The 21,226-nt window shown below is 61.7% G+C and carries 18 protein-coding genes and 2 pseudogenes; 14 read left to right on the forward strand and 6 right to left on the reverse strand.

The features are described from left to right. Positions 1-4 precede the first annotated feature (4 nt). From BZ163_RS21920 to BZ163_RS21935, 3 genes are all read right to left on the reverse strand, one after another. Entirely contained in the window at positions 5-2,851 is a 2,847-nt protein-coding gene (locus tag BZ163_RS21920) for a class I adenylate cyclase (RefSeq protein WP_128872552.1), read from the reverse strand. A gap of 219 nt (positions 2,852-3,070) precedes the next feature. Then, a complete protein-coding gene (locus BZ163_RS21925; RefSeq protein ID WP_128872553.1) occupies positions 3,071-3,316 on the reverse strand; it encodes a TIGR02647 family protein in 246 nt (81 codons plus the stop codon). A 231-nt stretch (positions 3,317-3,547) separates the two neighbouring features. Further along, on the reverse strand, positions 3,548-3,844 hold the full coding sequence (locus tag BZ163_RS21935) for a hypothetical protein (protein WP_128872554.1): 297 nt from the start codon (positions 3,842-3,844) through the stop codon (positions 3,548-3,550). A 125-nt stretch (positions 3,845-3,969) separates the two neighbouring features. Between BZ163_RS21935 and BZ163_RS21940 the strand changes: the two genes are divergently transcribed. Beyond that, positions 3,970-4,629, forward strand: a complete 660-nt coding sequence (locus tag BZ163_RS21940; RefSeq protein WP_128872555.1) for a glutathione S-transferase family protein — start codon at positions 3,970-3,972, stop codon at positions 4,627-4,629. 139 nt (positions 4,630-4,768) lie between these two features. On the opposite strand, the gene argH is transcribed toward BZ163_RS21940, so the two are convergent. Next, positions 4,769-6,163: an argininosuccinate lyase gene (gene argH / locus BZ163_RS21945; RefSeq protein WP_128872556.1), complete on the reverse strand. Its 1,395-nt coding sequence runs from the start codon at positions 6,161-6,163 to the stop codon at positions 4,769-4,771. Positions 6,164-6,507: 344 nt separating this feature from the next. Here argH and BZ163_RS36545 point away from each other — a divergent pair. The 8 genes and pseudogenes from BZ163_RS36545 to rsd form a co-directional block, all read left to right on the forward strand. Continuing rightward, positions 6,508-6,624: pseudogene (locus BZ163_RS36545) on the forward strand (sensor histidine kinase); the annotation flags it as partial. After that, the gene (locus tag BZ163_RS21950; RefSeq protein ID WP_128872557.1) at positions 6,621-7,367 is read left to right on the forward strand and encodes a LytTR family DNA-binding domain-containing protein; all 747 of its coding nucleotides are present in this window, start codon (positions 6,621-6,623) and stop codon (positions 7,365-7,367) included. The pseudogene BZ163_RS36545 and the gene BZ163_RS21950, both read left to right, overlap by 4 nt. Before the next feature lie 142 nt (positions 7,368-7,509). After that, complete coding sequence (gene hemC, locus BZ163_RS21955) at positions 7,510-8,451, forward strand: hydroxymethylbilane synthase (protein ID WP_128872558.1); 942 nt, start codon at positions 7,510-7,512, stop codon at positions 8,449-8,451. Next, positions 8,448-9,215 carry a uroporphyrinogen-III synthase gene (locus BZ163_RS21960; RefSeq protein WP_128872559.1) on the forward strand — a complete coding sequence of 256 codons (768 nt, stop codon included), beginning with the start codon at positions 8,448-8,450 and terminating at the stop codon, positions 9,213-9,215. The genes hemC and BZ163_RS21960 overlap by 4 nt, the downstream gene beginning before the upstream one ends. A 16-nt stretch (positions 9,216-9,231) precedes the next feature. Next, positions 9,232-10,374: a uroporphyrinogen-III C-methyltransferase gene (locus tag BZ163_RS21965; RefSeq protein WP_128872560.1), complete on the forward strand. Its 1,143-nt coding sequence runs from the start codon at positions 9,232-9,234 to the stop codon at positions 10,372-10,374. After that, positions 10,371-11,609: a heme biosynthesis protein HemY gene (locus BZ163_RS21970; protein WP_128872561.1), complete on the forward strand. Its 1,239-nt coding sequence runs from the start codon at positions 10,371-10,373 to the stop codon at positions 11,607-11,609. The genes BZ163_RS21965 and BZ163_RS21970 overlap by 4 nt, the downstream gene beginning before the upstream one ends. 368 nt (positions 11,610-11,977) lie before the next feature. After that, the gene (locus BZ163_RS21975) at positions 11,978-12,529 is read left to right on the forward strand and encodes a disulfide bond formation protein B (RefSeq protein WP_128872562.1); all 552 of its coding nucleotides are present in this window, start codon (positions 11,978-11,980) and stop codon (positions 12,527-12,529) included. Positions 12,530-12,707: 178 nt separating this feature from the next. Continuing rightward, positions 12,708-13,166 carry a sigma D regulator gene (gene rsd / locus BZ163_RS21980; protein WP_128872563.1) on the forward strand — a complete coding sequence of 153 codons (459 nt, stop codon included), beginning with the start codon at positions 12,708-12,710 and terminating at the stop codon, positions 13,164-13,166. Between the two features lie 74 nt (positions 13,167-13,240). Here rsd and BZ163_RS21985 read toward each other — a convergent pair whose 3' ends face one another. Then, on the reverse strand, positions 13,241-13,906 hold the full coding sequence (locus BZ163_RS21985) for an FKBP-type peptidyl-prolyl cis-trans isomerase (protein ID WP_128872564.1): 666 nt from the start codon (positions 13,904-13,906) through the stop codon (positions 13,241-13,243). 192 nt (positions 13,907-14,098) lie between these two features. Between BZ163_RS21985 and BZ163_RS35200 the strand changes: the two are divergent. After that, a pseudogene (locus BZ163_RS35200) lies at positions 14,099-15,197 on the forward strand (AlgP family protein). Here BZ163_RS35200 and BZ163_RS21995 read toward each other — a convergent pair. Beyond that, positions 15,194-15,658, reverse strand: coding sequence for a TIGR02444 family protein (locus tag BZ163_RS21995; protein ID WP_128872565.1), 465 nt, complete (start codon positions 15,656-15,658; stop codon positions 15,194-15,196). The pseudogene BZ163_RS35200 and the gene BZ163_RS21995 sit on opposite strands and share 4 nt — an antisense overlap. Positions 15,659-15,708: 50 nt before the next feature. On the opposite strand from BZ163_RS21995, the gene BZ163_RS22000 reads away from it, so the two are divergent. The 4 genes from BZ163_RS22000 to BZ163_RS22015 all read left to right on the forward strand — a co-directional run bounded on the left by BZ163_RS22000 (position 15,709) and on the right by BZ163_RS22015 (position 21,216). Then, positions 15,709-17,619 (forward strand): ATP-binding cassette domain-containing protein, encoded by a 1,911-nt coding sequence (locus BZ163_RS22000; protein WP_128872566.1) that lies wholly within the window; start codon positions 15,709-15,711, stop codon positions 17,617-17,619. Then, positions 17,619-18,200: a mechanosensitive ion channel family protein gene (locus BZ163_RS22005; protein WP_128872567.1), complete on the forward strand. Its 582-nt coding sequence runs from the start codon at positions 17,619-17,621 to the stop codon at positions 18,198-18,200. The genes BZ163_RS22000 and BZ163_RS22005 overlap by 1 nt, the downstream gene beginning before the upstream one ends. 226 nt (positions 18,201-18,426) lie before the next feature. Next, complete coding sequence (locus BZ163_RS22010) at positions 18,427-19,059, forward strand: LysE family transporter (RefSeq protein WP_128872568.1); 633 nt, start codon at positions 18,427-18,429, stop codon at positions 19,057-19,059. A gap of 258 nt (positions 19,060-19,317) precedes the next feature. Continuing rightward, positions 19,318-21,216, forward strand: coding sequence for a cytochrome c/FTR1 family iron permease (locus BZ163_RS22015; RefSeq protein WP_128872569.1), 1,899 nt, complete (start codon positions 19,318-19,320; stop codon positions 21,214-21,216). Positions 21,217-21,226 lie beyond the last annotated feature (10 nt).

Raw genomic sequence — 21,226 nt, forward strand, 5'->3', positions numbered from 1 at the left:
GCCCTCAGATCTGCTCGAGCGCTTCATTCAATGCGCGCTCCAGATCGGCCTTGTAGCGCAAGTACAAATGGCTTGAACGCTGACCATCACCGAGCAGGCCGGACAAGTCCAGGTCGGTGATGTAGCAACGGTAGCGCTCGGTCTCGCGGCGCTGCCCGACGATTTCCCTGGCGACCACGCTGAACAGCTGGTCGCCATGTTCCAGCGCTGAAAACTCCCGCTGATTGCAATACAACGTGACCTGCACTTGTCCCGGTGCGGCTTCGCCGACGATCGCCTGCACGTCGTAGAACGGTTCGTTGACCGGGGTTTGCGGCGCCGGGCGGGCTTCGACCCGACGGGCCCGCACGGGGCCCGATGGCAGCAGCTGGAAATATAAGGTGTCCAGGCTCAGGGGCTGGGCAGCGTCCACCGGCAGCAAGGCGTCGCGTCGGTAGTGGATCGATTGCAGGAATCTCTGCAACGGCACCAGCAGGCTTGGCTCATCGTGGTAGGGCAAACGCTGGTGCCACAGGGCATTGAACTCATCCAGTACATACAGCGTGGCGTGGGGCTCGCTGATCCGATAGAACACCTGAACGCATTCGGGCTGCCCCATCGGCAATACCAGCGCCAGATCCTGGTCTTCAAGCGCCATCGGGTCCAGGTGCAACGGGCTGTAGCGGGCGAGGTCCGTGCCCAGGTAGTCGACCAGCGCCGGCAGCGAGGCGAGGACGACGTGGTTGACACGGCCGGGCACCAGTTCCAGCACGTGGAAATGCTGCTGGACCTGAATCAGGTAGCGATGGTTGAGTTCGCTCAGCAGCAGGCTCTGCGCGGTGTCGAGAATCTCTTCGACCCGCCGGGCGATGAATTGCGCACGGTTGTGGCAGAAGCAATGAACCCGCAGCCTGGGCTGAGGCAGCCCCTTCGGCAGGTTGTTCAGGTAATCGCGTACGCAGGCGAGCAAGGCATGGGGGCCATCAAAGCGGCTGACCAGTACCTCGTTCCAGCTGTTGAGCGTGACCTGGTCCAGGGACAACACCAGGTTTTCCCGAACACCGGCATAATTCAGGGAATCGGTGCGTTCGGTGGTCATCAGGATATTCAGGTCGCGGTGGTGCTTGAGCGGATCGATGCCGACGTTTACCAGGATCAGCACTTCGCTGGGCACACTCGCACGCAATAGCGCTTCTTCGGTGACGGTCGCCAGGGGCAGGGCGATGCTCTGTTGCAGGCTGCCGAGCAGGTTGAACAGTTCGAATTCGCTCAGGTCGCTGCTGCCGGGATGCAAGGCCAGGCGGGTGCTGCCGTCGATGACGCCATTGCGGTGGCACCAGGTCAGCAGTTCCAGCAGTTGGCGGCTGCGCTTGATCGGCGCGAAATGCGCCCACTCATGGGCGCTCAGGCTGCCGTTATACAAACCCCATTGAAGTTGCCCGGACGCTTTCCTGTTCGGCGCCTGCACCAGGGTCAGGGTGTCTTCGGCCAGGTCCGGGGCGATGCCCGGGTTGATGAACTCGACCTTGTTCGCCTTGCGCTCGAAGGCCGCATACAACCGTCGACCCAGCACGTTGAGCTCGCGTTTGTTGATCAGGCTGACGGTGTGGTCATTGCGGGCGAACCGGGTCAGGAAGCGGTAGCTGTATTTGAGCTCATTGACCAAGGCCCGGCGCTCCGCGTCGACCTGACGAACCTTCCACTGGCTGCGGCTATCGAGCAAGGCCAACTGACGCTGATCCCAGTGCCATTCGCGGGCCAGGCGTTCCAGCAGCGAACGTTGCCAGCTTTCGCTGCGACTGCTGTTGCCGGTGAGCTTGCGATTCACCTTCAAATACAGCGCGCGCCGAACCAGCTCCAGCCGTTCCGGCTCGTCGCGGGCGCGGAGGTATTCCTCGAGGCGTCGGTAAACCATAACGTAGGGGTCCAGCTCATCGAGGTCGAGCTGGTTGGCGAATACGGCGTGTTTGAAGCGCAGGCTGAGGCAGTGGACTTTGGGGTGTTCGCTGGCATAGACCTCAGTCAGCAGTAGCTTGAGCACCGACTTGTACGGCGATTCGATGCCCTTGAATAACTGCCACAGCCCGGCGCCGATGAATTCGCCGGGCGGAATGTACGCCAGATGCCCAAGGTCCAGGGTTTCGTCGGCCCGGATGAAGCGTTTGGAAAGCAATGCGTGGGTGTAGCGTTCGTAGGCGTCCTCTTCGTAAACCGGTACCAGCCACCAGATGGGCGTGCGTCCGGCCAGCCAGATCGCGGTGCGGTAGAACTCGTCCAGCAGCAGATAGTGCTGGGTGCTGCCACAGTCTTGCGAACTCAATGGACTGTCGCGCTCGCCGAGCACGAAGCGGGCCGGGTCGATCAGGAAAAAATGCGCCTCGGCGCCCTGGCTGTGGGCCCAGGTTTCGAGTAGCTGGCACTTTTTACGCAGCTCGGTCAGTTCGCTTTCGCTCACATCCGGCGAGTGACAGACCCATACGTCCATGTCGCTCTGATCGGACTGGGCCAGGGTGCCGAGGCTGCCCATCAGGAACAGGCCGTGAATCGGTCGGGGCGGATTGCTGCCGTGGCGCGGTTTATAGGAGAACGAACGGGTCAGGCGCTGGGCTTCGGCGAGGACGTTGGCGTCCGGTTCGTAGTTCGATAAGCCGGCCGGCGTGCTGCCCGAAACGTAACCTGGCAGCAGCGGGTGATTGACGTGAAAAAACAGCGGCAGCAGGGTCAGCACGCCTTGCTGGCGGGTCGAAAGTCCACCCATGGCCCGCGCCAGGCGGCCCTCGTTGAGCGTCAGGAACCGTGCACGCAGTTGGCTCAGCACCTTGCGGTCGATGCCTTCTTCCAGGTCGGGGCGGATTTCATGGGTGCGGGTCATGTCAGCTCAAACCGGCTCGATGGGGCCGGACGTGGAAGGCCTCAGGATGAGGGGCAGTTTAGCGCCTCGGCCCCGGGACTTTTAAGCTGATTTTCTGGTTTTCTGGCGTCAGATTTCCATCGCTGGGCACGACAGAGAGCCGGCAATTAGCCATGCCGGTAAGAAGGTGTGCCCGCGGAAATCCCGTGGCAGGGGTCTCCGCGGGCGACGCGATGAAACTCAGGCTGTTTCCTGGACGCTCAGAATGGTCAGGACGGTTTGTATATTTTGCGCGGCGTCACGGCCCAGACTGGTCAGGTACCCGCCATCGGGCTGGTCGATCAGCTCTTTTTCGTGCAGGCGTTTGGCGGCGGCAATGGCTTTCGGGGCAGCGGTCTGATGAATTTTCAGGCCTTCCTGGGAACTGTCCAGGTTGAAGAGTGCGAGGATTTCCAGTTCGGCAACCAACTCAGGGGTAAGCGACATAAGGACTCCAGACTTTCTAGGAATTGGACGACAGCGCCCCTAAGGTGAGCCCACTTGTGCGGCATGTCCAGTGCTCGCGACAGGGTTTTTTCGCCTCGGCTTGCATTCCTCGATTGCAGGGCGGTTTCCGTAGGCGCGAGGCTTGCCCGCGAAGGCTTCACCGCGGTATGCCTGAAGAACCGCGTTATCGTTCTTCGCGGGCAAGCCTCGCTCCTACGGCCGGGGGGTGGGTTACTTCTTTTCCGGCGGCAACTCTGGAAGAGCACGCAGCGCCGTTTCGTACCATTCGGTGTTGAACGCGCGGTCTTCTTCGAGGATCGCGTCGATTTCCACCGCCAGGACATGGGCCATCAGGTTGAGGATTTCATCACGCTCGTAACCCACCAGGGTCAGCTTGTTGAAGGTCGCCTTGGCCGCTGGCGGATTGTCGCTTTCGATCTGGTTTTCGATAGCTTCGATCAGGGTGTTTTCGGCGAACTCTTCGTCGTCGATATCGTCTTGGTTATTGTCGGGGTTTTGCTCGCTCATGGCAGGCTCCTCAAGGAAAGACCGCCAGTTTACCTGCATTCAGCGCTGTGATGCTGCTGGCGAGAAGCGCCCAGGCGTTCTATAACTGGCGCTGCCAACCCCTTGCACGGCCTGGAGGCTATGTGATGCTCAAGCTTTATGGATTTTGTGTCAGCAACTACTACAACATGGTCAAGCTGGCGCTGCTGGAGAAGGGACTGCCGTTTGAAGAAGTACTGTTTTTCCCGAGGCCGAGCGCTGAAGCGTTAGCCATCAGCCCGCGCGGGAAGGTGCCGGTGCTGGGCGTGGAACAGGGTTTCGTCAACGAAACCAGTGTGATTCTCGAGTACATCGAGCAACGCCACAAAGGCACGCCATTGCTGCCAGGCGATCCTTTTGAACGGGCGCAGGTACTGGCGCTGGCCAAGGAAATCGAGCTGTACATCGAGTTGCCGGGTCGCGCCTGTTATCCCGAAGCGTTTTTTGGCATGTCGGTGCCGGACGCGATCAAGGACAAGACCAAAGCTGAACTGCTGCTGGGATTTGCGTCCCTGGGCAGGCACGGCAAGTTCGCCCCTTACGTGGCAGGTGACAGCCTGAGCATTGCGGATTTGTATTTCCTGTACAGCGTGCCGCTGGCCTGTGCGGTGGGGAAGAAGCTATTCGATATCGATCTGCTGGCTGAGATGCCGGCGGCCAGGGCATTGCTGGAGCGGCTGGAGCAGAATCCGAACGTGCAGCGGATCGCGGCGGACAAGGATGCGGCGATGCCGGCGTTTATGGCGATGGTTGCGGCCAGGAAGTAGGGTTTTGTAGCGGTTTCAAAAATGCCTTCGCGAGCAAGCCCGCTCCCACAGGAGATCTTCGGTGAACAAAGAATTTGTGCACGATAGAGATCCAATGTGGGAGCGGGCTTGCTCGCGAAGCTTTTAGCGGTTTAGCGGTTTAGCGGCTAGCGAGCAATTGCTGGCCGCGTACCACAGCCTTCTTGACCTGCGCCGGCGCAGTCCCGCCGATATGGTCACGGGCGTTCACCGAGCCTTCCAGGGTCAGCACGGCGAACACGTCCTGATCGATCTGGTCACTGAACTTGCGCAGCTCTTCCAGGCTCATTTCCGCCAGGTCCTTGCCGCTTTCAACGCCGTACTTCACCGCATGGCCAACAATTTCGTGGCAGTCACGGAACGGCAGGCCACGACGCACCAGGTAGTCGGCCAGGTCGGTGGCGGTGGAGAACCCGCGCAGGGCCGCTTCACGCATCATCGCGTGCTTGGGTTTGATCGCCGGGATCATGTCGGCAAAGGCCCGCAGCGAATCGCGCAGCGTGTCGGCGGCGTCGAACAGCGGTTCCTTGTCTTCCTGGTTGTCCTTGTTGTAGGCCAGAGGCTGGCCTTTCATCAGGGTCAGCAGGCCCATCAGCGCGCCGAACACGCGGCCGGTCTTGCCGCGCACCAGCTCGGGTACGTCCGGGTTTTTCTTTTGCGGCATGATCGAGCTGCCGGTGCAGAAACGATCCGGCAGATCGATGAACTGGAACTGGGCGCTGGTCCACAGCACCAGTTCTTCGGAGAACCGCGACAAATGCATCATCGCGATGCTCGCCGCCGAGCAGAACTCGATAGCGAAGTCACGATCGGACACGTTGTCCAGCGAGTTGCCGCCCACGGCGTCGAAGCCCAGCAGTTGCGCGGTATATTCGCGATCGATCGGGTAGGTCGTGCCGGCCAGCGCAGCGCTGCCCAATGGCATGCGGTTGGTGCGCTTGCGGCAGTCGACCAGGCGCTCGTAGTCACGGCTGAGCATTTCGAACCAGGCCAGCATGTGGTGCCCGAAGGTCACCGGCTGCGCGGTTTGCAGGTGAGTGAAACCGGGCATGATGCTCCCGGCTTCACGCTCGGCCTGTTCCAGCAAACCTTGTTGCAGGCGGGTGATTTCGGCGAGGATCAGGTCGATCTCGTCACGCAGCCACAGGCGGATGTCGGTGGCGACCTGGTCGTTGCGGCTGCGGCCGGTGTGCAGCTTTTTACCGGTCACGCCGATGCGGTCGGTCAGGCGCGCCTCGATGTTCATGTGCACGTCTTCGAGGTCGATGCGCCAGTCGAACTGGCCGGCCTCGATTTCACCCTGGATGGTCTTCAGGCCATCGGTGATGCTGTCGCGCTCGGCATCGGTCAGCACGCCGACCTTCGCCAGCATGGTGGCATGGGCGATCGAACCCATGATGTCGTGGCGATACAGGCGCTGGTCGAAGGTGACGGAGGCGGTGAAGCGGGCGACGAAGGCGTCGACGGGTTCACTGAAGCGGCCGCCCCAGGACTGATTGGTCTTGTCAGTGCTCATGAATTCGCTCGTATCGGCTGAAGAAAGATGGCGTTGAAAGCTGTCGCGGATAATAACAGGGTTGCCAATCCTGTCGCTGACACTGGTCGACAGGTTTTTCTTGGAGCGTCAGCCCATACTTGAGGCAAGCCACAGGCAAATTGCGCAACGATATTTTTCAATTGAGCAATATCGTCCCGCCAACCGTCTACAGTTGGACAGTAGGATCAGCGCACTTCCGGGCGCTGCAGCTGCCTATAAAAAGAGGGGTGTTCATATTGTGTATCAGAAAACCCTGTGGCGATGCCTCGCCAGTGCGGGCCCGGGCCGCCAAACGCACGCCAGATAAAAATTTAGCCGTCGGACCGGCGGCACTTTTTGGCCCTCGCGCTAGTCTTAGCGTGGATCGCGGTGACGGACGTCACTTCACCTGTCTACGCTATCCTTGTGCGAGACTCACGCAGGAATCCAGCGCAATATGAATGTCCTGATCGTTGATGACGAACCCCTGGCCCGCGAGCGCCTGAGCCGAATGGTCGGCGAACTCGAGGGATACAGTGTCCTGGAGCCCAGTGCCACGAACGGCGAAGAGGCGTTGGCACTGATCGACAGCCATAAACCGGATATCGTGTTGCTCGATATCCGCATGCCGGGCCTCGATGGCCTGCAAGTGGCTGCACGATTGTGCGAACGCGAAACCCCGCCAGCCGTGGTGTTTTGCACAGGGCCCGATGAATTTGCCGTGGAAGCCTTACAGGCAAGCGCCGTAGGCTATCTGGTGAAACCTGTGCGTACAGAACAGTTACATGAAGCGTTAAAAAAAGCCGAGCGCCCCAATCGCGTCCAGCTCGCCGCCCTGACCCGCCCGGCCGCCGAGAGTGGCAGCGGCCCTCGCAGCCATATCAGCGCCCGTACCCGCAAAGGTATCGAGCTGATCCCGTTGGGTCAGGTGGTCTACTTTATTGCCGATCATAAATACGTGACCTTGCGCCATGAAGGCGGCGAGGTGCTGCTGGATGAGCCACTCAAGGCCCTCGAAGATGAGTTCGGCGACCGTTTCGTGCGCATTCACCGCAATGCGCTGGTCGCCCGCGAGCGAATCGAGCGCCTGCAACGCACGCCCCTGGGACATTTTCAGCTGTTCCTCAAAGGCTTGAACGGTGACGCGCTGATCGTCAGCCGCCGCCATGTGGCGGGCGTTCGCAAAATGATGCAACAGCTTTAATTCGCCGGTTCCAGGCGAACTTCACACCCGATTGCCGGACATCCGGGGCCAGGGAGGGCAAGCATCACCTGATACAAGTCAAAGTGGATTTGGCTGAGCTGTTATTATCCGCCGTATCTATTCAGTACGGATTGATTGATCCATGTCCTCTCGCGAAATCCGCATCGCCACCCGCAAAAGCGCCCTTGCCCTGTGGCAGGCCGAATACGTCAAAGCCCGCCTGGAAGCGGCTCATCCCGGACTGCTCGTGACCTTGGTACCCATGGTCAGTCGTGGCGATAAACTGCTCGACTCGCCGTTGTCGAAAATCGGCGGCAAGGGCCTGTTCGTCAAGGAGCTGGAAACCGCGCTGCTGGAAAACGAAGCCGACATCGCAGTGCACTCCATGAAGGACGTCCCGATGGACTTCCCCGAAGGCCTCGGTCTGTTCTGCATCTGCGAACGCGAAGATCCGCGCGATGCATTCGTCTCCAATACTTACGCGAGCCTGGATGAACTGCCCCAAGGCAGCATCGTCGGCACCTCCAGCCTGCGCCGCCAGGCCCAGTTGCTGACCCGGCGCCCGGACCTGGAAATCCGCTTCCTGCGCGGCAACGTCAACACCCGGCTGGCCAAGCTCGATGCCGGCGAATACGACGCCATCATCCTGGCTGCCGCCGGCCTGATTCGTCTCGGCTTTGAAGAGCGCATCACCTCGGCCATCAGCGTCGACGACAGCCTGCCGGCCGGTGGCCAGGGCGCAGTGGGGATCGAATGCCGCAGCGTCGACAGCGACATCCACGCCCTGCTGGCGCCGCTTCACCATCCGGACACGGCCACCCGCGTCACCGCCGAACGTGCCCTCAACAAACACCTCAATGGCGGCTGCCAGGTGCCGATCGCCTGCTACGCCATCCTTGAAGGCGAGCAGCTCTGGTTGCGTGGCCTGGTGGGCGATCCGAGCGGTGCTCTGCTGCTCAGTGCCCAAGCCCGTGCGCCACGCAGTGATGCCGAAGCCTTGGGCGTGCAAGTGGCCGAAGACTTGCTGAGCCAGGGCGCCAACGACATCCTGAAAGCGGTCTACGGCGAGGCAGGTCACGAGTGACCGGCTGGCGCCTGTTGCTGACGCGTCCCTCGGACGAATCAGCGGCGCTAAGCGATGCTTTGGCGCAAGTGGGGATTTTCAGCAGCAGCTTGCCGCTTTTGGAGATCGAGGCGATTCCTGTCTCTGACACAATGCGTGAAGTGATCCAGGACCTGGAGCGCTATTGCGCGGTGATCGTGGTCAGCAAGCCGGCCGCCAGGATCGCTGTGGACCTGCTCGGCCAGTATGGGGCGCATCCCCCTGGCCTGCAGTGGTTCAGCGTGGGGGCGGCGACCGCGCAGATCTTCGAGGCGCACGGGGTGGACGTCAGCTTCCCGGTCGAGGGCGATGACAGCGAAGCCTTGCTTGAGCTTCCCCGGCTGCGCGAGGCTATCGCACGGACCGATCCGCGGGTGCTGATCATGCGCGGGGAGGGTGGGCGCGAACTGCTGGCTGAGCGTTTGCGCGAGCTAGGTGCTAGTGTCGAGTACCTGGAGTTGTACCGGCGAAAACTGCCGCACTATCCGCCGGCGACACTGCCGGAGCGGATTCGGGCGGAACGCTTGAACGGGCTGGTGGTCAGCAGTGGACAGGGTTTTGAGCACCTGCGGCAGTTGGCCGGCGATGCCTGGCCGCCGTTGGCGCGGTTGCCGTTGTTTGTTCCAAGCCCCAGGGTGGCCGAGCTGGCACGTGCCGCCGGGGCCGAAAAAGTTGTGGATTGTCGTGGCGCCAGTGCCGCGGCTTTGCTGACGGCGTTACGGGAGCATCCCGAACCCGTTTTCTAATGCAAAGGATGGATACGTGAGCGAAACAGCCTTGCCTAAAGATGATGTCCAGCCCGTGTTCGATGCACCGGTTGAAACGCCTCCACCTGCCCAAGAACAGCGCCGAGGCAACGGGCTGGCCATTGTCGCGCTGCTGCTGGGCGCCGCCGGTGTTGCCGTGGGGGGCTGGGGCGTCTGGCAGGTGCGTCACCTGCAAGCCAATAACCAGCAGCAACTGAATCAGGTGCAAGCGTTGAACGATCAGGCGCAGAGCCTGAAGCTCAATGAGCAACGCCTGACTGCGCGCCTCGAACAAATGCCCGCCGCCGACGAGCTTGAAGCCCGCAGTCGGCTGGTGGTCCAACTCCAGGGCGATCAGCAACGCCTGAACCAGCGACTGGAAACTGTCCTCGGCGCCAGCCGCAAGGATTGGCGCCTGGCCGAAGCCGAGCATTTGTTGCGTCTGGCCAGCCTGCGTCTTTCCGCGTTGCAGGACATCAGCAGCGCCCAGGCCCTGGTGCAGGGTGCCGATGAAATTCTGCGCGAACAGAACGATCCGGGTTCCTTTGCCGCACGCGAACAGGTTGCCAAAACGCTGGTGGCGTTGCGCAGCACTGAGCAACCGGACCGCACCGGGCTGTTCCTGCGCCTGGGAGCGCTGCGCGATCAGGTGATCAACCTCACGGAACTGGCGCCCGAGTACAAGGATCGTGGCGAATCCTTGCTGGGGCTGACCGCCGATGGCGACGGCGCCAGTCGCTGGGCGCAATGGTGGGATCAGATCTCGCGCTACATCCGCATCGATTTCAATGCCGACAAAAATGTTCGTCCGTTGCTGGCAGGGCAAAGCCTGAGTCAGGTGCGCCTGGCCCTGAGCCTGGCCCTGGAGCAGGCGCAGTGGGCCGCACTCAATGGCCAGGCCGCCGTCTACACCCAGGCGATGGTCGAGGCGCGGGATGTGCTCAAGGGCAACTTCAACCCGGACAACCCTCAGAGCAAAGTGATGCTTGAACAGGTGGCTGAGTTGAGCGTGCAGCCGGTGAGCGTGGTCACCCCGGATCTGACCGGTACGCTGAGCGCGGTCCAGGGTTATCTGGAGCGGCGTAACGTCAACGCCGAGGATTCGGTCAAGCCGATGGCCAAGCCCGCCGCGAGCACCGAGCCGGAGGCCACGCCATGAAACGCGTCTATGTGATCGTATTCCTGGTCATCGCCGCTGCCGCCGCCCTGGGGCTGGCGATTGCCGAGCATTCCGGCTACGTGCTGATCGCCTACAAAAGCTTTCGCTATGAATCGAGCCTGTGGGCGACCCTGGCCCTGGTCGCCGTGCTCTGGCTGGTCTTCTGGGGAATCAAGGCGTTGGTCGAACTGGTGATGACCTCCAGCGGCGTGGTCAATCCCTGGTCGCGGCGCAATCGCAGTCGTCGGGTGCAAGTGGCGATCGAGCACGGTCAGCTGGACCTGGCCGAGGGGCGCTGGGCCAGTGCGCAGCGTCATCTGCATCGGGCCGCCGAAGCCGAACGTCAGCCGCTGCTGTACTACCTCGGCGCAGCCCGCGCTGCGAACGAGCAAGGTCACTATGAGGAGTGCGACAAGCTGCTGGAGCGCGCCCTCGAACGACAGCCTCAGGCCGAGCTGGCCATCGCCTTGAGTCATGCTCAATTGCAGACCGATCGCGGCGACACCGACGGCGCCCTGGTGACCCTGGAAGCCATGCACGAGCGTCATCCGCATAACGTCCAGACCTTGCGCCAGTTGCAGCGCCTGCATCAACAGCGCGGCGACTGGTCGGCGGTGATTCGCCTGCTGCCGGAACTGCGCAAGGACAAAGTCCTGCCACCGGCCGAACTGGCCGAGCTGGAACGCCGGGCCTGGGGGCAGAACCTGTCGCTGGCCGCGCAGCGGGAAGAGGACGGCACGGTAGGCTTGCAATCGCTCAGCCGCGCCTGGCAGCAGCTCACGTCGGCGCAGCGTCAGGAGCCGCAACTGGTGCTCGCCTATGCCGAGCAACTGCGGCAACTGGGGGCCCAGGTCGAAGCCGAAGAGGTCCTGCGCACAGCGCTCAAGCGCAACTACGACAGTCATCTGGCGCGCCTGTACGGGTTGGTGCGCGGCAGTGATCCGGCACGTCAACTGCACACGGCGGAAAGCTGGCTCAAGGATCATGCGGCCGACCCGAGCCTGCTGCTGACCCTGGGGCGCCTGTGTCTGCAAAGCAGCTTGTGGGGCAAGGCCCGGGACTATCTGGAAAGCAGCCTGCGCGTGCAGCGCAACCCGGAAGCCTGCGCGGAACTGGCACGGTTACTGGCGCAACTGGGCGACACCCAGCGCAGCAATCAGCTGTTCCAGGAGGGCCTGGGCCTGTTGGACGAGCGCTTGCTGGCGGCGCCGTTGCCGGTACCGGTCCACGCTTGATATGTTCCGGGACCTGTAGGCGCTGGTTTGCCAGCGAAAAGGCCATCACCTCCAACATTGATGTCGCCTGACACGCCGTCTTCGCCAGCAAGCCGGCTCCTACCATCGTGCAGCGATGGCTGACAGAAAAGCTGTGGCGGGTGAACTCGCCACAGGCAAATTCGAATCGCAGAGTTCGCTTTTCATTGACGGATTTTTACCTTGGTCGTCTGTCGACGGAATAATCCTACAAAGAGCTACACCTGATCCTCTCGCTTCTGTCGGGATTTCCCTGCTCATCTGCTGAACTGTCCCTGCCGGCCTGCCTTGAAAGGCTAACGCGCTTTACTCTACCGTAACCGCCTGTCTCCACTAGTTACGGAAAAGCCATGTCTTTGGCCTACTCACGCTCCTTGTTTTTCATGGCTTTCATTGCAGGTGCCCTGGCCCTGGGTGTGTCCTATTACCTGGAATATGCAGTCAGCCTCCAGCCTTGCGGGTTGTGTTTGTTGCAACGGATTTGCCTGGCGCTGTTCACGGGGGTCTGCCTGATGGCGTCGGTGCATGGCCCCGGACGCTTCGGTACGTTCATGTATTGGCTGCTCGGGTTTTTCTGCAGCCTGGCAGGTACGGTCACCGCGTTGCGGCAGGTACTGTTGCAAAGCGATCCGGTGCATCAGCTGTCGAACTGCGTGCCCAATCTGGCAGACCTGTTCGCCACCACACCCTGGTTGTTCGTGGTGCGGCAGATGTTCGAAGGCACGGCCGAATGCGCGCATGTTTCCTGGACATTGTTCGACCTGAGCATTCCGGAGTGGAGCCTGCTGTTCTTCGTCGCGACGATGATCCTGGGTGTTTGCCAGCTGTTGCGGCTGGTCTGGGTCGCGTGTCAGCGACCGCTCAGCGGCGAGTCGTCGCACCGGGCATTGGTGGGTGATTAAACACTTGTATGAACTTTATCTCCTGCGTACCTTGAAGCCATTGTCGCGCGGGCATAATCTGGCCCGCACGTGTCATTGGAATTATGTTGCTCGAATGACGCTCTGCCTGGCCGATACTTGACCTTCAAGTATGCGACAGGTGTAGGGCAGCATGACCCACAAGGGAAGAGAGACCGCCATGCTCGAAAGTTGTCAGAATGCTCAGGAACGTTGGGGTGGAGTTCATCTGCTGATCGACCGCTGGTTGCAGGAGCGTCACGAACTGGTTCGGGCCTATGATGATCTCGGCGCCAAGCCTGAGGCTCTGGGCGAAAACCGCAAACCGCTGCAGGAGTTCTGCGGAGTGCTGGTCGACTATGTGTCTGCCGGGCATTTCGAGATCTACGAACAGCTGACGGGCGAAGCCAAGGCTTTCAACGACAAGCGCGGCCTGGAACTGGCCGAGACGATCTATCCGCGCATCGACGTCATCACCGAGAAACTGCTCGCGTTCAACGACCTGTGTGATGCGGGCCAATGCGTCGCAGAGACATTCAAGGAGCTGGGTGGCCTGTTGCACGAACGCTTCGAACTGGAAGATTGCCTGATCGAAGTGCTGCACACGGCTCACAAGGAAGAGGATCCGGTTCAGGCCTGAACCCTTCCCGTACAACCTGCCTGCAAGATGTGGAAAAACGGTGCGCTATGCGCGCCGTTTTTCGTTTGGGCGATTCAGCCCTTGGCGCCGCGCAATTCGACTTCGAACACCAGCGGCGTGAACGGCGCGATCAGGTCGCCAGCACCGTCGGCGCCATACGCTTGGGCCGATGGAATCACCAGTCGCCACTTGGCGCCGACCGGCATGTGTTGCAATGCCGTGCGCCATCCGCTGATCACGCTGTCGAGACTGAACCATTGCGGCTGACTGTTCTGATCGAACACTGAGCCGTCGGGAAGACGCCCGATATACAACACCTGGACCTTGCCGTTCGGGCCGGCTTTTGCGCCGGTGCCCGGAGCCAGTTCCGTCAGCAAGATGCCGTCTGCCAATTCGCGAACCCCGGGTCTGGCTTTTTCCTCGGCGAGAAAACGCTGCTCTTTTTCAAGGGCGACTTCGCTTTGCGCAATGGCCGGTCGTTCGGCAACCTGGGCTTCGTGCTCGGCAAGAATCTGTTCGATCTGCTCGTCTTTGAGTGCCAGGGGTTTGCCTTGATAGGCTTGCTGCAAACCTTCGACCAGCGCTTGAAGTTGCAGGTTGGGGACCTCCTGGCGCAAGCGTTCGCCAAGGCTTGCGCCCAGGCTGTAGGCGAGATCGCGGGCGTCGTTTTCCGTGGATTTATCCGCGGCCTGAGCCGTGGAAAAAAACACGCAAAGCGATAAAAAAAGGTAACGCGACATGGGCACTCTCCGACCTGAGATGCGGTGGATTATGCCAGTGTGAATGCACTTAACGGCGAACTGGTTTTGCGCAAGCGCAGAACATTTGCCATCCGTTGCAACACAGCGCTTTGGATACTGTCAACATGCCCTAGCGGCGGTAGCAGCAGAGGTCTAGTATGAGCCGCACCCACGTCAGCCAGGAGGTAAACCATGTCGGCCACCAAGAAGCCTGTAAATACCCCGTTGCACTTACTCCAACAACTCTCGGGCAGCCTGCTCGAGCATCTGGAAACCGCTTGTTCCCAAGCCTTGGCCGATGCTGAAAAACTGCTCGCCAAACTGGAAAAACAACGCGGCAAAGCACAGGAAAAACTGCACAAGTCCCGTACCAAATTGCAGGACGCTGCGTCGGCCGGCAAGGCCAAGGCACAGACCAAAGCCAAGGGCGCGGTGAAGGAACTCGAGGACCTGCTCGACGCCCTCAAGGATCGTCAATCCGACACCCGCAGCTACATCCTGCAACTCAAGCGCGATGCTCAAGAAAGCCTGAAACTGGCCCAGGGCGTCGGTCGTGTACAAGAGGCTGTCGGCAAGGCGTTGTCCCTGCGTTCGGCCAAGCCTGCCGCGGCACCTGCCAAGAAAGCCGCGGCCAAACCGGCTGCTGCAAAAGCACCGGCCAAGCCTGCTGCTGCTGCTCCTGTTAAAAAAACCGCCGCCAAGGCACCGGTGAAAGCCGCAGCAAAACCAGCTGCTAAACCTGCGGCGAAAAAAGCCGTGGCTGCCAGCGCTGCGAAACCAGCTGCCAGAACGGCCGCTGCCAAACCTGCCGCCAAGCCCGCTGCCGCGAAAACAACGGCCGCTAAACCTGCTGCAAAAACCGCTGCTGCGAAACCGGCCGTAGCCAAAACCGCCGCTGCAAAACCTGCGGCAAAAACGGCCGCTGCGAAACCAGCTGCCAAGTCCGCCGCAAAACCTGTCGCGGCTAAAACCGCTGCCAAGCCGGCTGCAAAACCAGCTGCCAAAACAGCTGCAGCCAAGCCAGCGACTGCCGCGAAACTGCCGCGGCAAACCGGCCGCTGCCAAGCCAGCAGCAAAACCTGCAGCCAAGCCGGCCGCGAAAAAACCGGTCGCCGCTACCAAGCCGACCCCTGCGCCCGCTGCCAAGCCAGTGACTCCAGCGCCGTCTGCGTCTGCTTCGGCTTCGGCTTCGGCTTCGCCTTCGCCTGCAGCAACCACCTCGACTACCACGCCTGCGCCAACGCCAGCCGCTTCGTCGAGCACCAGCACCACCCCAACCAGCGCTTCCTAAGTGCCGGTTGCCGCGACGCGCAGCTGATGCAGCGCGTCGCGGTCCAGGTGGGCGGCACCTGCCGTCACACCCTCCAGCCAGGCCGATGGATCGGTCGCCCCACACTGCGGCCAACTGTGCGCCACTCGCTCCAGTCGCCATAACAGCAGTCGCTCGGCTTCGAGCTCCAGGGCCTTCACCTGTTCGCGCAACGCATTCACTTCCATGTCCTTGGCCGCAGCGGATTTCCACTGCGTGCGCAATGCCCGTAGCGGTTGTACAACATCTGAATCCCACGGCTCGGCCACGTTGCGAAGCCACTGCAATCGTTGTTCGTTACAGGCGACTCCCCGCTGTCCCAACCACAGTCCACACAGCAGCAGGCACACATTGACGCCCGTCGCCTGCAATTGCAGGCACGCGGCTTCGACGCCGGGACGGGCGTAAGTGCCAAGGGAAAAACTCCACAGGTCAGAGGACATCGTGCTACTCGCGCCAGTTGCGAGCGAAGCTGGTAGACTCCGCCGCCATTATGATTCGACTTCAGAACCTGACTTTACAGCGTGGCCCGCAACGTCTGCTAGAAGACGCCGAGCTGACCCTGCACGCCGGCCACAAAGCCGGCCTCATCGGTGCCAACGGCGCCGGCAAATCGAGCCTGTTCGCCTTGCTCCTGGGTGACCTGCACCCGGACTCGGGTGATTGCTTCCTGCCGGCGGACTGGCGCATCGCCCACATGCGCCAGGAGATCGACACCCTCGATCGGATCGCGGTCGACTACGTGCTCGATGGTGACCTGCGCCTGCGCGAGGTGCAACGCGACCTCGCCGCCGCCGAAGCGGCCCATGACGGTGCCGCTCAGGCCCGCCTGCATGCCGAGCTCGACAGTGCCGACGGTTACACCGCCGATGCCCGGGCGCGCAAGCTGCTGGCCGGTTTGGGCTTCACCAACGATCAGATGGATCGACAGGTAGGAGATTTCTCCGGTGGCTGGAGGATGCGTCTGAACCTGGCGCAGGCTTTGATGTGCCCCTCGGACCTGTTGCTGCTCGACGAGCCGACCAACCACTTGGATCTCGACGCCATCATCTGGCTCGAAGAATGGCTGAAAAGCTATCCCGGCACCTTGATGCTGATTTCCCACGACCGCGACTTCCTCGATGCCGTGGTCGATCACGTGGCACACGTCGATCAACGCAAGATCACCCTGTACCGCGGTGGTTATACCGCGTTCGAACGCGCCCGCGCCGAGCGTCTGGCCCAGCAACAGCAAGCGTACGAGAAGCAGCAGGCGCAACGTGCGCACATGGAAAGCTACATCGCCCGCTTCAAGGCCCAGGCCACCAAGGCCCGTCAGGCCCAGAGCCGGATCAAGGCGCTGGAGCGGATGGAAGAGTTGTCCGCCGCCCACGTCGATTCGCCGTTCGACTTTGTCTTTCGCGAGTCGACGAAGATCTCCAGTCCGTTGATCGACCTGGCCGATGCCCGTTTGGGATATGGCGACAAAACCGTGCTGGAGAAGGTCCGGCTGCAACTGACCCCCGGCGCACGGATCGGCCTGCTCGGCCCCAACGGTGCCGGTAAATCGACCCTGATCAAAAACCTCTCCGGTGATCTCGAGCCTTTGTCCGGTCGACTGACCCGTGGCGAGAACACCGTGGTCGGTTACTTCGCCCAGCATCAGCTGGACTCGCTCGACTCCAAGGCCAGCCCGTTGCTGCACATGCAGCGCCTGGCGCCCACCGAGCGCGAACAGACCCTGCGTGACTTCCTCGGCGGTTTCGACTTCCGTGGCGCGCGGATCGACGAGCCGGTGCTGAATTTCTCCGGTGGCGAGAAGGCCCGCCTGGCCTTGGCGTTGATCGCCTGGGGCCGGCCGAACCTGTTGCTGCTCGACGAACCGACCAACCACCTGGACCTGGAGATGCGCCTGGCGCTGACCATGGCCCTGCAGGAATTCACCGGTGCGGTACTGGTGGTCTCCCACGATCGTCATCTGCTTAAAAGCACCACCGACAATTTCTATCTGGTGGCGGACGGCAAGGTCGAGGAGTTCGACGGCGACCTCGAAGACTATACCCGCTGGCTGGTGGAGTACCGTCAGCGCAATGCCCCGGTCAGTAATACCCCGGTCAATCCCGACAAGACCGACAAGAAAGCCCAGCGCCAGGCCGCAGCGGCGCTGCGTCAGCAACTGGCCCCGCACAAGCGCGAGGCTGACAAGCTCGAAGCCGAGCTGGGCAAGCTGCACGAGAAACTGGCGAAAATCGATGCCAGCCTTGGCGACAGCGACATTTATGAACCGGCACGCAAGAACGAATTGCGTGATCTGCTGGCCGAACAGGCCAGGCTGAAGGTGCGTGAAGCCGAGCTGGAAGAAGCCTGGATGGAAGCCCTGGAGTTGCTCGAAAGCATGCAGGCGGAGCTGGAGGCGTTGTCTTGATGGAGGCCTTCAAGCTGCCGCTGGCGGCGATGTGGATCGAGCCGCTCTGGCTCTTCGGGCAAATCCTCCTGATTTTGTTGGCGGGTTATATCGCCCAACGCTTCGTCGCCAAGTGCCTGACCCGCCTGAGCGAGCGCTATCCATTGCCGCCGCAGTTGCTGATGCCGCTGCGCGGTGGTCTGCGCTGGCTGATCATGGGCAGTGCGCTGATCTTCGTCCTGGAACGCCTCGGGGTGTCGGCCACGGTGCTCTGGACGGCGTTGTCCGGCTTTGTCGCGGTGGCGGCGGTGGCGTTCTTCGCCATGTGGAGCGTGCTCTCCAACCTGCTCTGCGCCATTCTGATCTATACCGTCGGACCGTTCCGTATCGGTGACGTGGTCGAGCTGGTGGACACCACCGACAAGCCCGGGGTCAAGGGACGGGTGGTGGCGATCAATCTGCTCTACACCACCTTGATCGAAGCCGAAGAGCTCGGCACCGGCAGCGCCATGGTGCAAGTGCCCAACAGCCTGTTCTTCCAGCGTTCGGTTCGGCGTTGGCGGGGCACGGATGTATTCTCGTCCGGTGGGTTTGAAAAGTAAGTCGTCTGTCGCCTGACGCACCGCCTTCGCGGGCAAGCCCGCTCCCACAGTTTGACCGAGTCGTTAATGAGCACGCGGTCACCTGTGGGAGCGTGCTTGCTCGCGAAGGGGCCCTACAGCTGCAATCGCTGGTCGGCAGTCGCAACATCCTGCAAAAAATCGATAGTCACCAACCCAAAGCCGCATTAGCTTAGACATCTGTCACGAGTCCGAGTCGAGGTGTGCAATGGAGCTTCAAACATGGCTGGCGTTTTTTGCCGCCTGCTGGGTGATCAGCCTGTCTCCCGGTGCCGGCGCCATTGCGTCGATGTCCAGCGGTCTGCAATACGGTTTCTGGCGCGGATACTGGAACGCCCTGGGCCTGCAATTGGGCCTGGCGGTGCAGATCGCGATTGTCGGCGCCGGTGTCGGCGCCATTCTCACCGCGTCGGCCACGGCCTTCTACGCGATCAAATGGTTCGGCGTGGCCTATCTGGTTTTCCTCGCGGTCAAGCAATGGCGAGCGCTGCCCAGCGACATGAGCGACGACGCGGCCGTGCGGCAGATCGGCAAGCCGATGGCCCTGGTATTCCGTGGTTTTCTGGTGAACATCAGCAACCCCAAGGCGCTGGTATTCATGCTGGCGGTGTTGCCGCAGTTCATCGACCCTCATGCGCCGCTGCTGGCGCAATACCTGATCATCGGTGTGACCATGGTCTTTGTGGACCTGATCGTGATGGCCGGTTACACCGGGCTGGCGTCCAAGGTGTTGCGGATGCTGCGCACGCCCAAACAGCAAAGACGCATGAACCGCACGTTTGCCGGCCTGTTCATTGGCGCGGCGGCGTTCATGGCGACGCTGCGTAAAGTCGCCGTCTGAATCAGTCGGCCACAAAAACCCGACCTCGATTAATACCCTGTAGGAGCGAGCTCGCTCGCGATGGCCGTCAACGGTAACGCGTTTTTTCTGAATGGACGCGTTGCCCTCAAGACCATCGCGAGCAAGCTCGCTCCCACAGGGTCGTTTTTGTTATTCGTTTATTTTTTGCAAGCGTCGCGATATCAGCGAACAAAGCTTGAGTGAATGGCATTCGAAGTGAACAATGTGTTACTTCTTATTTCCAACTGAGATTCATTCATGACTGCCCCGTCCCGTGTTCTGGCCTGGCTGGTGTTGCCGTTGTTTGCCTTGTGCAGTTTCAATCTGCTGGCCGACACCGTGGAAGGTGCGCCGCAAGCCCTGCATTTGCTCGATTACATTGGCGCCGACTATCCGCAAACCGTGCAAGCGGGCAAGGTCGTCGACGAGTCGGAATACCGCGAGCAGCTGGAATTCATCAAGGTGCTGCAAGGCTTGATCGTCGCGATGCCGGCCAAGCCGGAGAAGGCCGGGCTGGAGCAGGGCGTCGGTGCGCTGCGTAGCGCCATCGTGGCGCGTCAGGATGGCGCGGATGTTGCCCGTCAGGCACGGCAACTCGGGGCGAAGCTGGCAGTGGCCTATGAAGTCAGCCAGGCCCCTATCATCACCCCGGACCCGACTCGCGGAGCGCCGCTGTACGCCCAGCACTGTTCGGTCTGCCACGGCGACACCGGTGCCGGCGACGGCCCCGCGGGTGTCGGCCTGACACCGCCGCCGGCCAATCTGCGTGATGCGGCGCGCCTGGACCACCTGAGCCTCTACGCGATCTACAACACCTTGGGCCTGGGTGTGGAAGGCACCGACATGCCGGCCTTTGCCGATCAGCTGGACGATCGCCAGCGTTGGGACCTGGCGACTTACATCGCCGGTTTCAGTGCCGATCCGGCCGCCGCCAACAATGCACAGGCCTACAACATCGCGGATCTGGCACGTCAGACGCCGGCAGAAGTACAGGCCGTGGACGGCCCGCAAGCCGCGGCGACCTTCCGTGCCCAGCGCGCGCAACCGCCACAGGTCAAGCGCGGCCCGGCGCAATTGCTCGACTACACCGCCGAGACCCTGGACAAGAGCATCGCGGCTTATCGGGCCGGCGATCATGATCAGGCCTACGACCTGTCAGTGGCGGCGTACCTGGAAGGTTTCGAGCTGGTCGAAAGCTCCTTGGACAACGTCGACGCCAACGTGCGCAAAGACACTGAAAAATCCCTGATGGCTTACCGCCAATCGTTGCAGGATGGGCTGCCTGTGGCCCAGGCCCAGCTGCGCCTGGACACGGCCAAGGCCAAGTTGCAGGAAGCCGCCGGCCTGTTGGGCAGCGATGGTTTGAGCTGGTCCCTGAGTTACATCTCCGGCTTGCTGATCCTGCTGCGCGAAGGACTGGAAGCGATCCTGGTGCTGGCAGCGATCCTCGCGTTCCTGCGCAACACCGGCCAGCAATCGGCGGTGCGCAGCGTCAATGTCGGCTGGGGCCTGGCGTTGTTGGCCGGCCTCGGGACCTGGGCATTGGCGGCATACGTGATCGACGTCAGCGGCTCGCAACGCGAGTTGCTCGAAGGTGCGACGGCGCTGTTTGCCAGCGTCATGGTGCTCTGGCTCGGCGTGTGGATGCACGACCGTCGCCATGCAGCCGCCTGGCAGGATTACATCAAGAGCAGCCTGGTGGGCGGCGGCGGGCGTTTCGGGTTTGCGACCCTGGCGTTCTTCTCGGTGTATCGCGAACTGTTCGAAGTGATCCTGTTCTATGAAACCCTGTGGCTGCAGGCCGGCCCGGCAGGTCATGATGCGGTGCTGGCCGGTGGTGCGACGGCGCTGGTGTTGCTGGTCGGCCTGGCCTGGGTGATCCTGCGCGGCTCGGCAAAACTGCCGCTGTCGTTGTTCTTCAGCATCAACGCCGGGCTGCTGTGCGCGCTGTCGGTGGTGTTTGCCGGGCACGGCGTGAAGGCGTTGCAGGAAGCCGGGATCTTCGGCACGCGACCGGTGCCGTTCTTTGACTTCGACTGGCTGGGGATCCACGCGGATGCGTATTCGTTGAGTGCGCAGGTGGTGGCGATCCTGGCGATTATCGTGTTGTACAGTCGTAGCCGGATGGCTGAGAAGCGGCGGGTGCGGGTTTCTTAAGGGCATTCGC

The sequence above is a fragment of the Pseudomonas sp. VI4.1 genome (genome assembly GCF_002029345.1).
Classification (GTDB): domain Bacteria; phylum Pseudomonadota; class Gammaproteobacteria; order Pseudomonadales; family Pseudomonadaceae; genus Aquipseudomonas.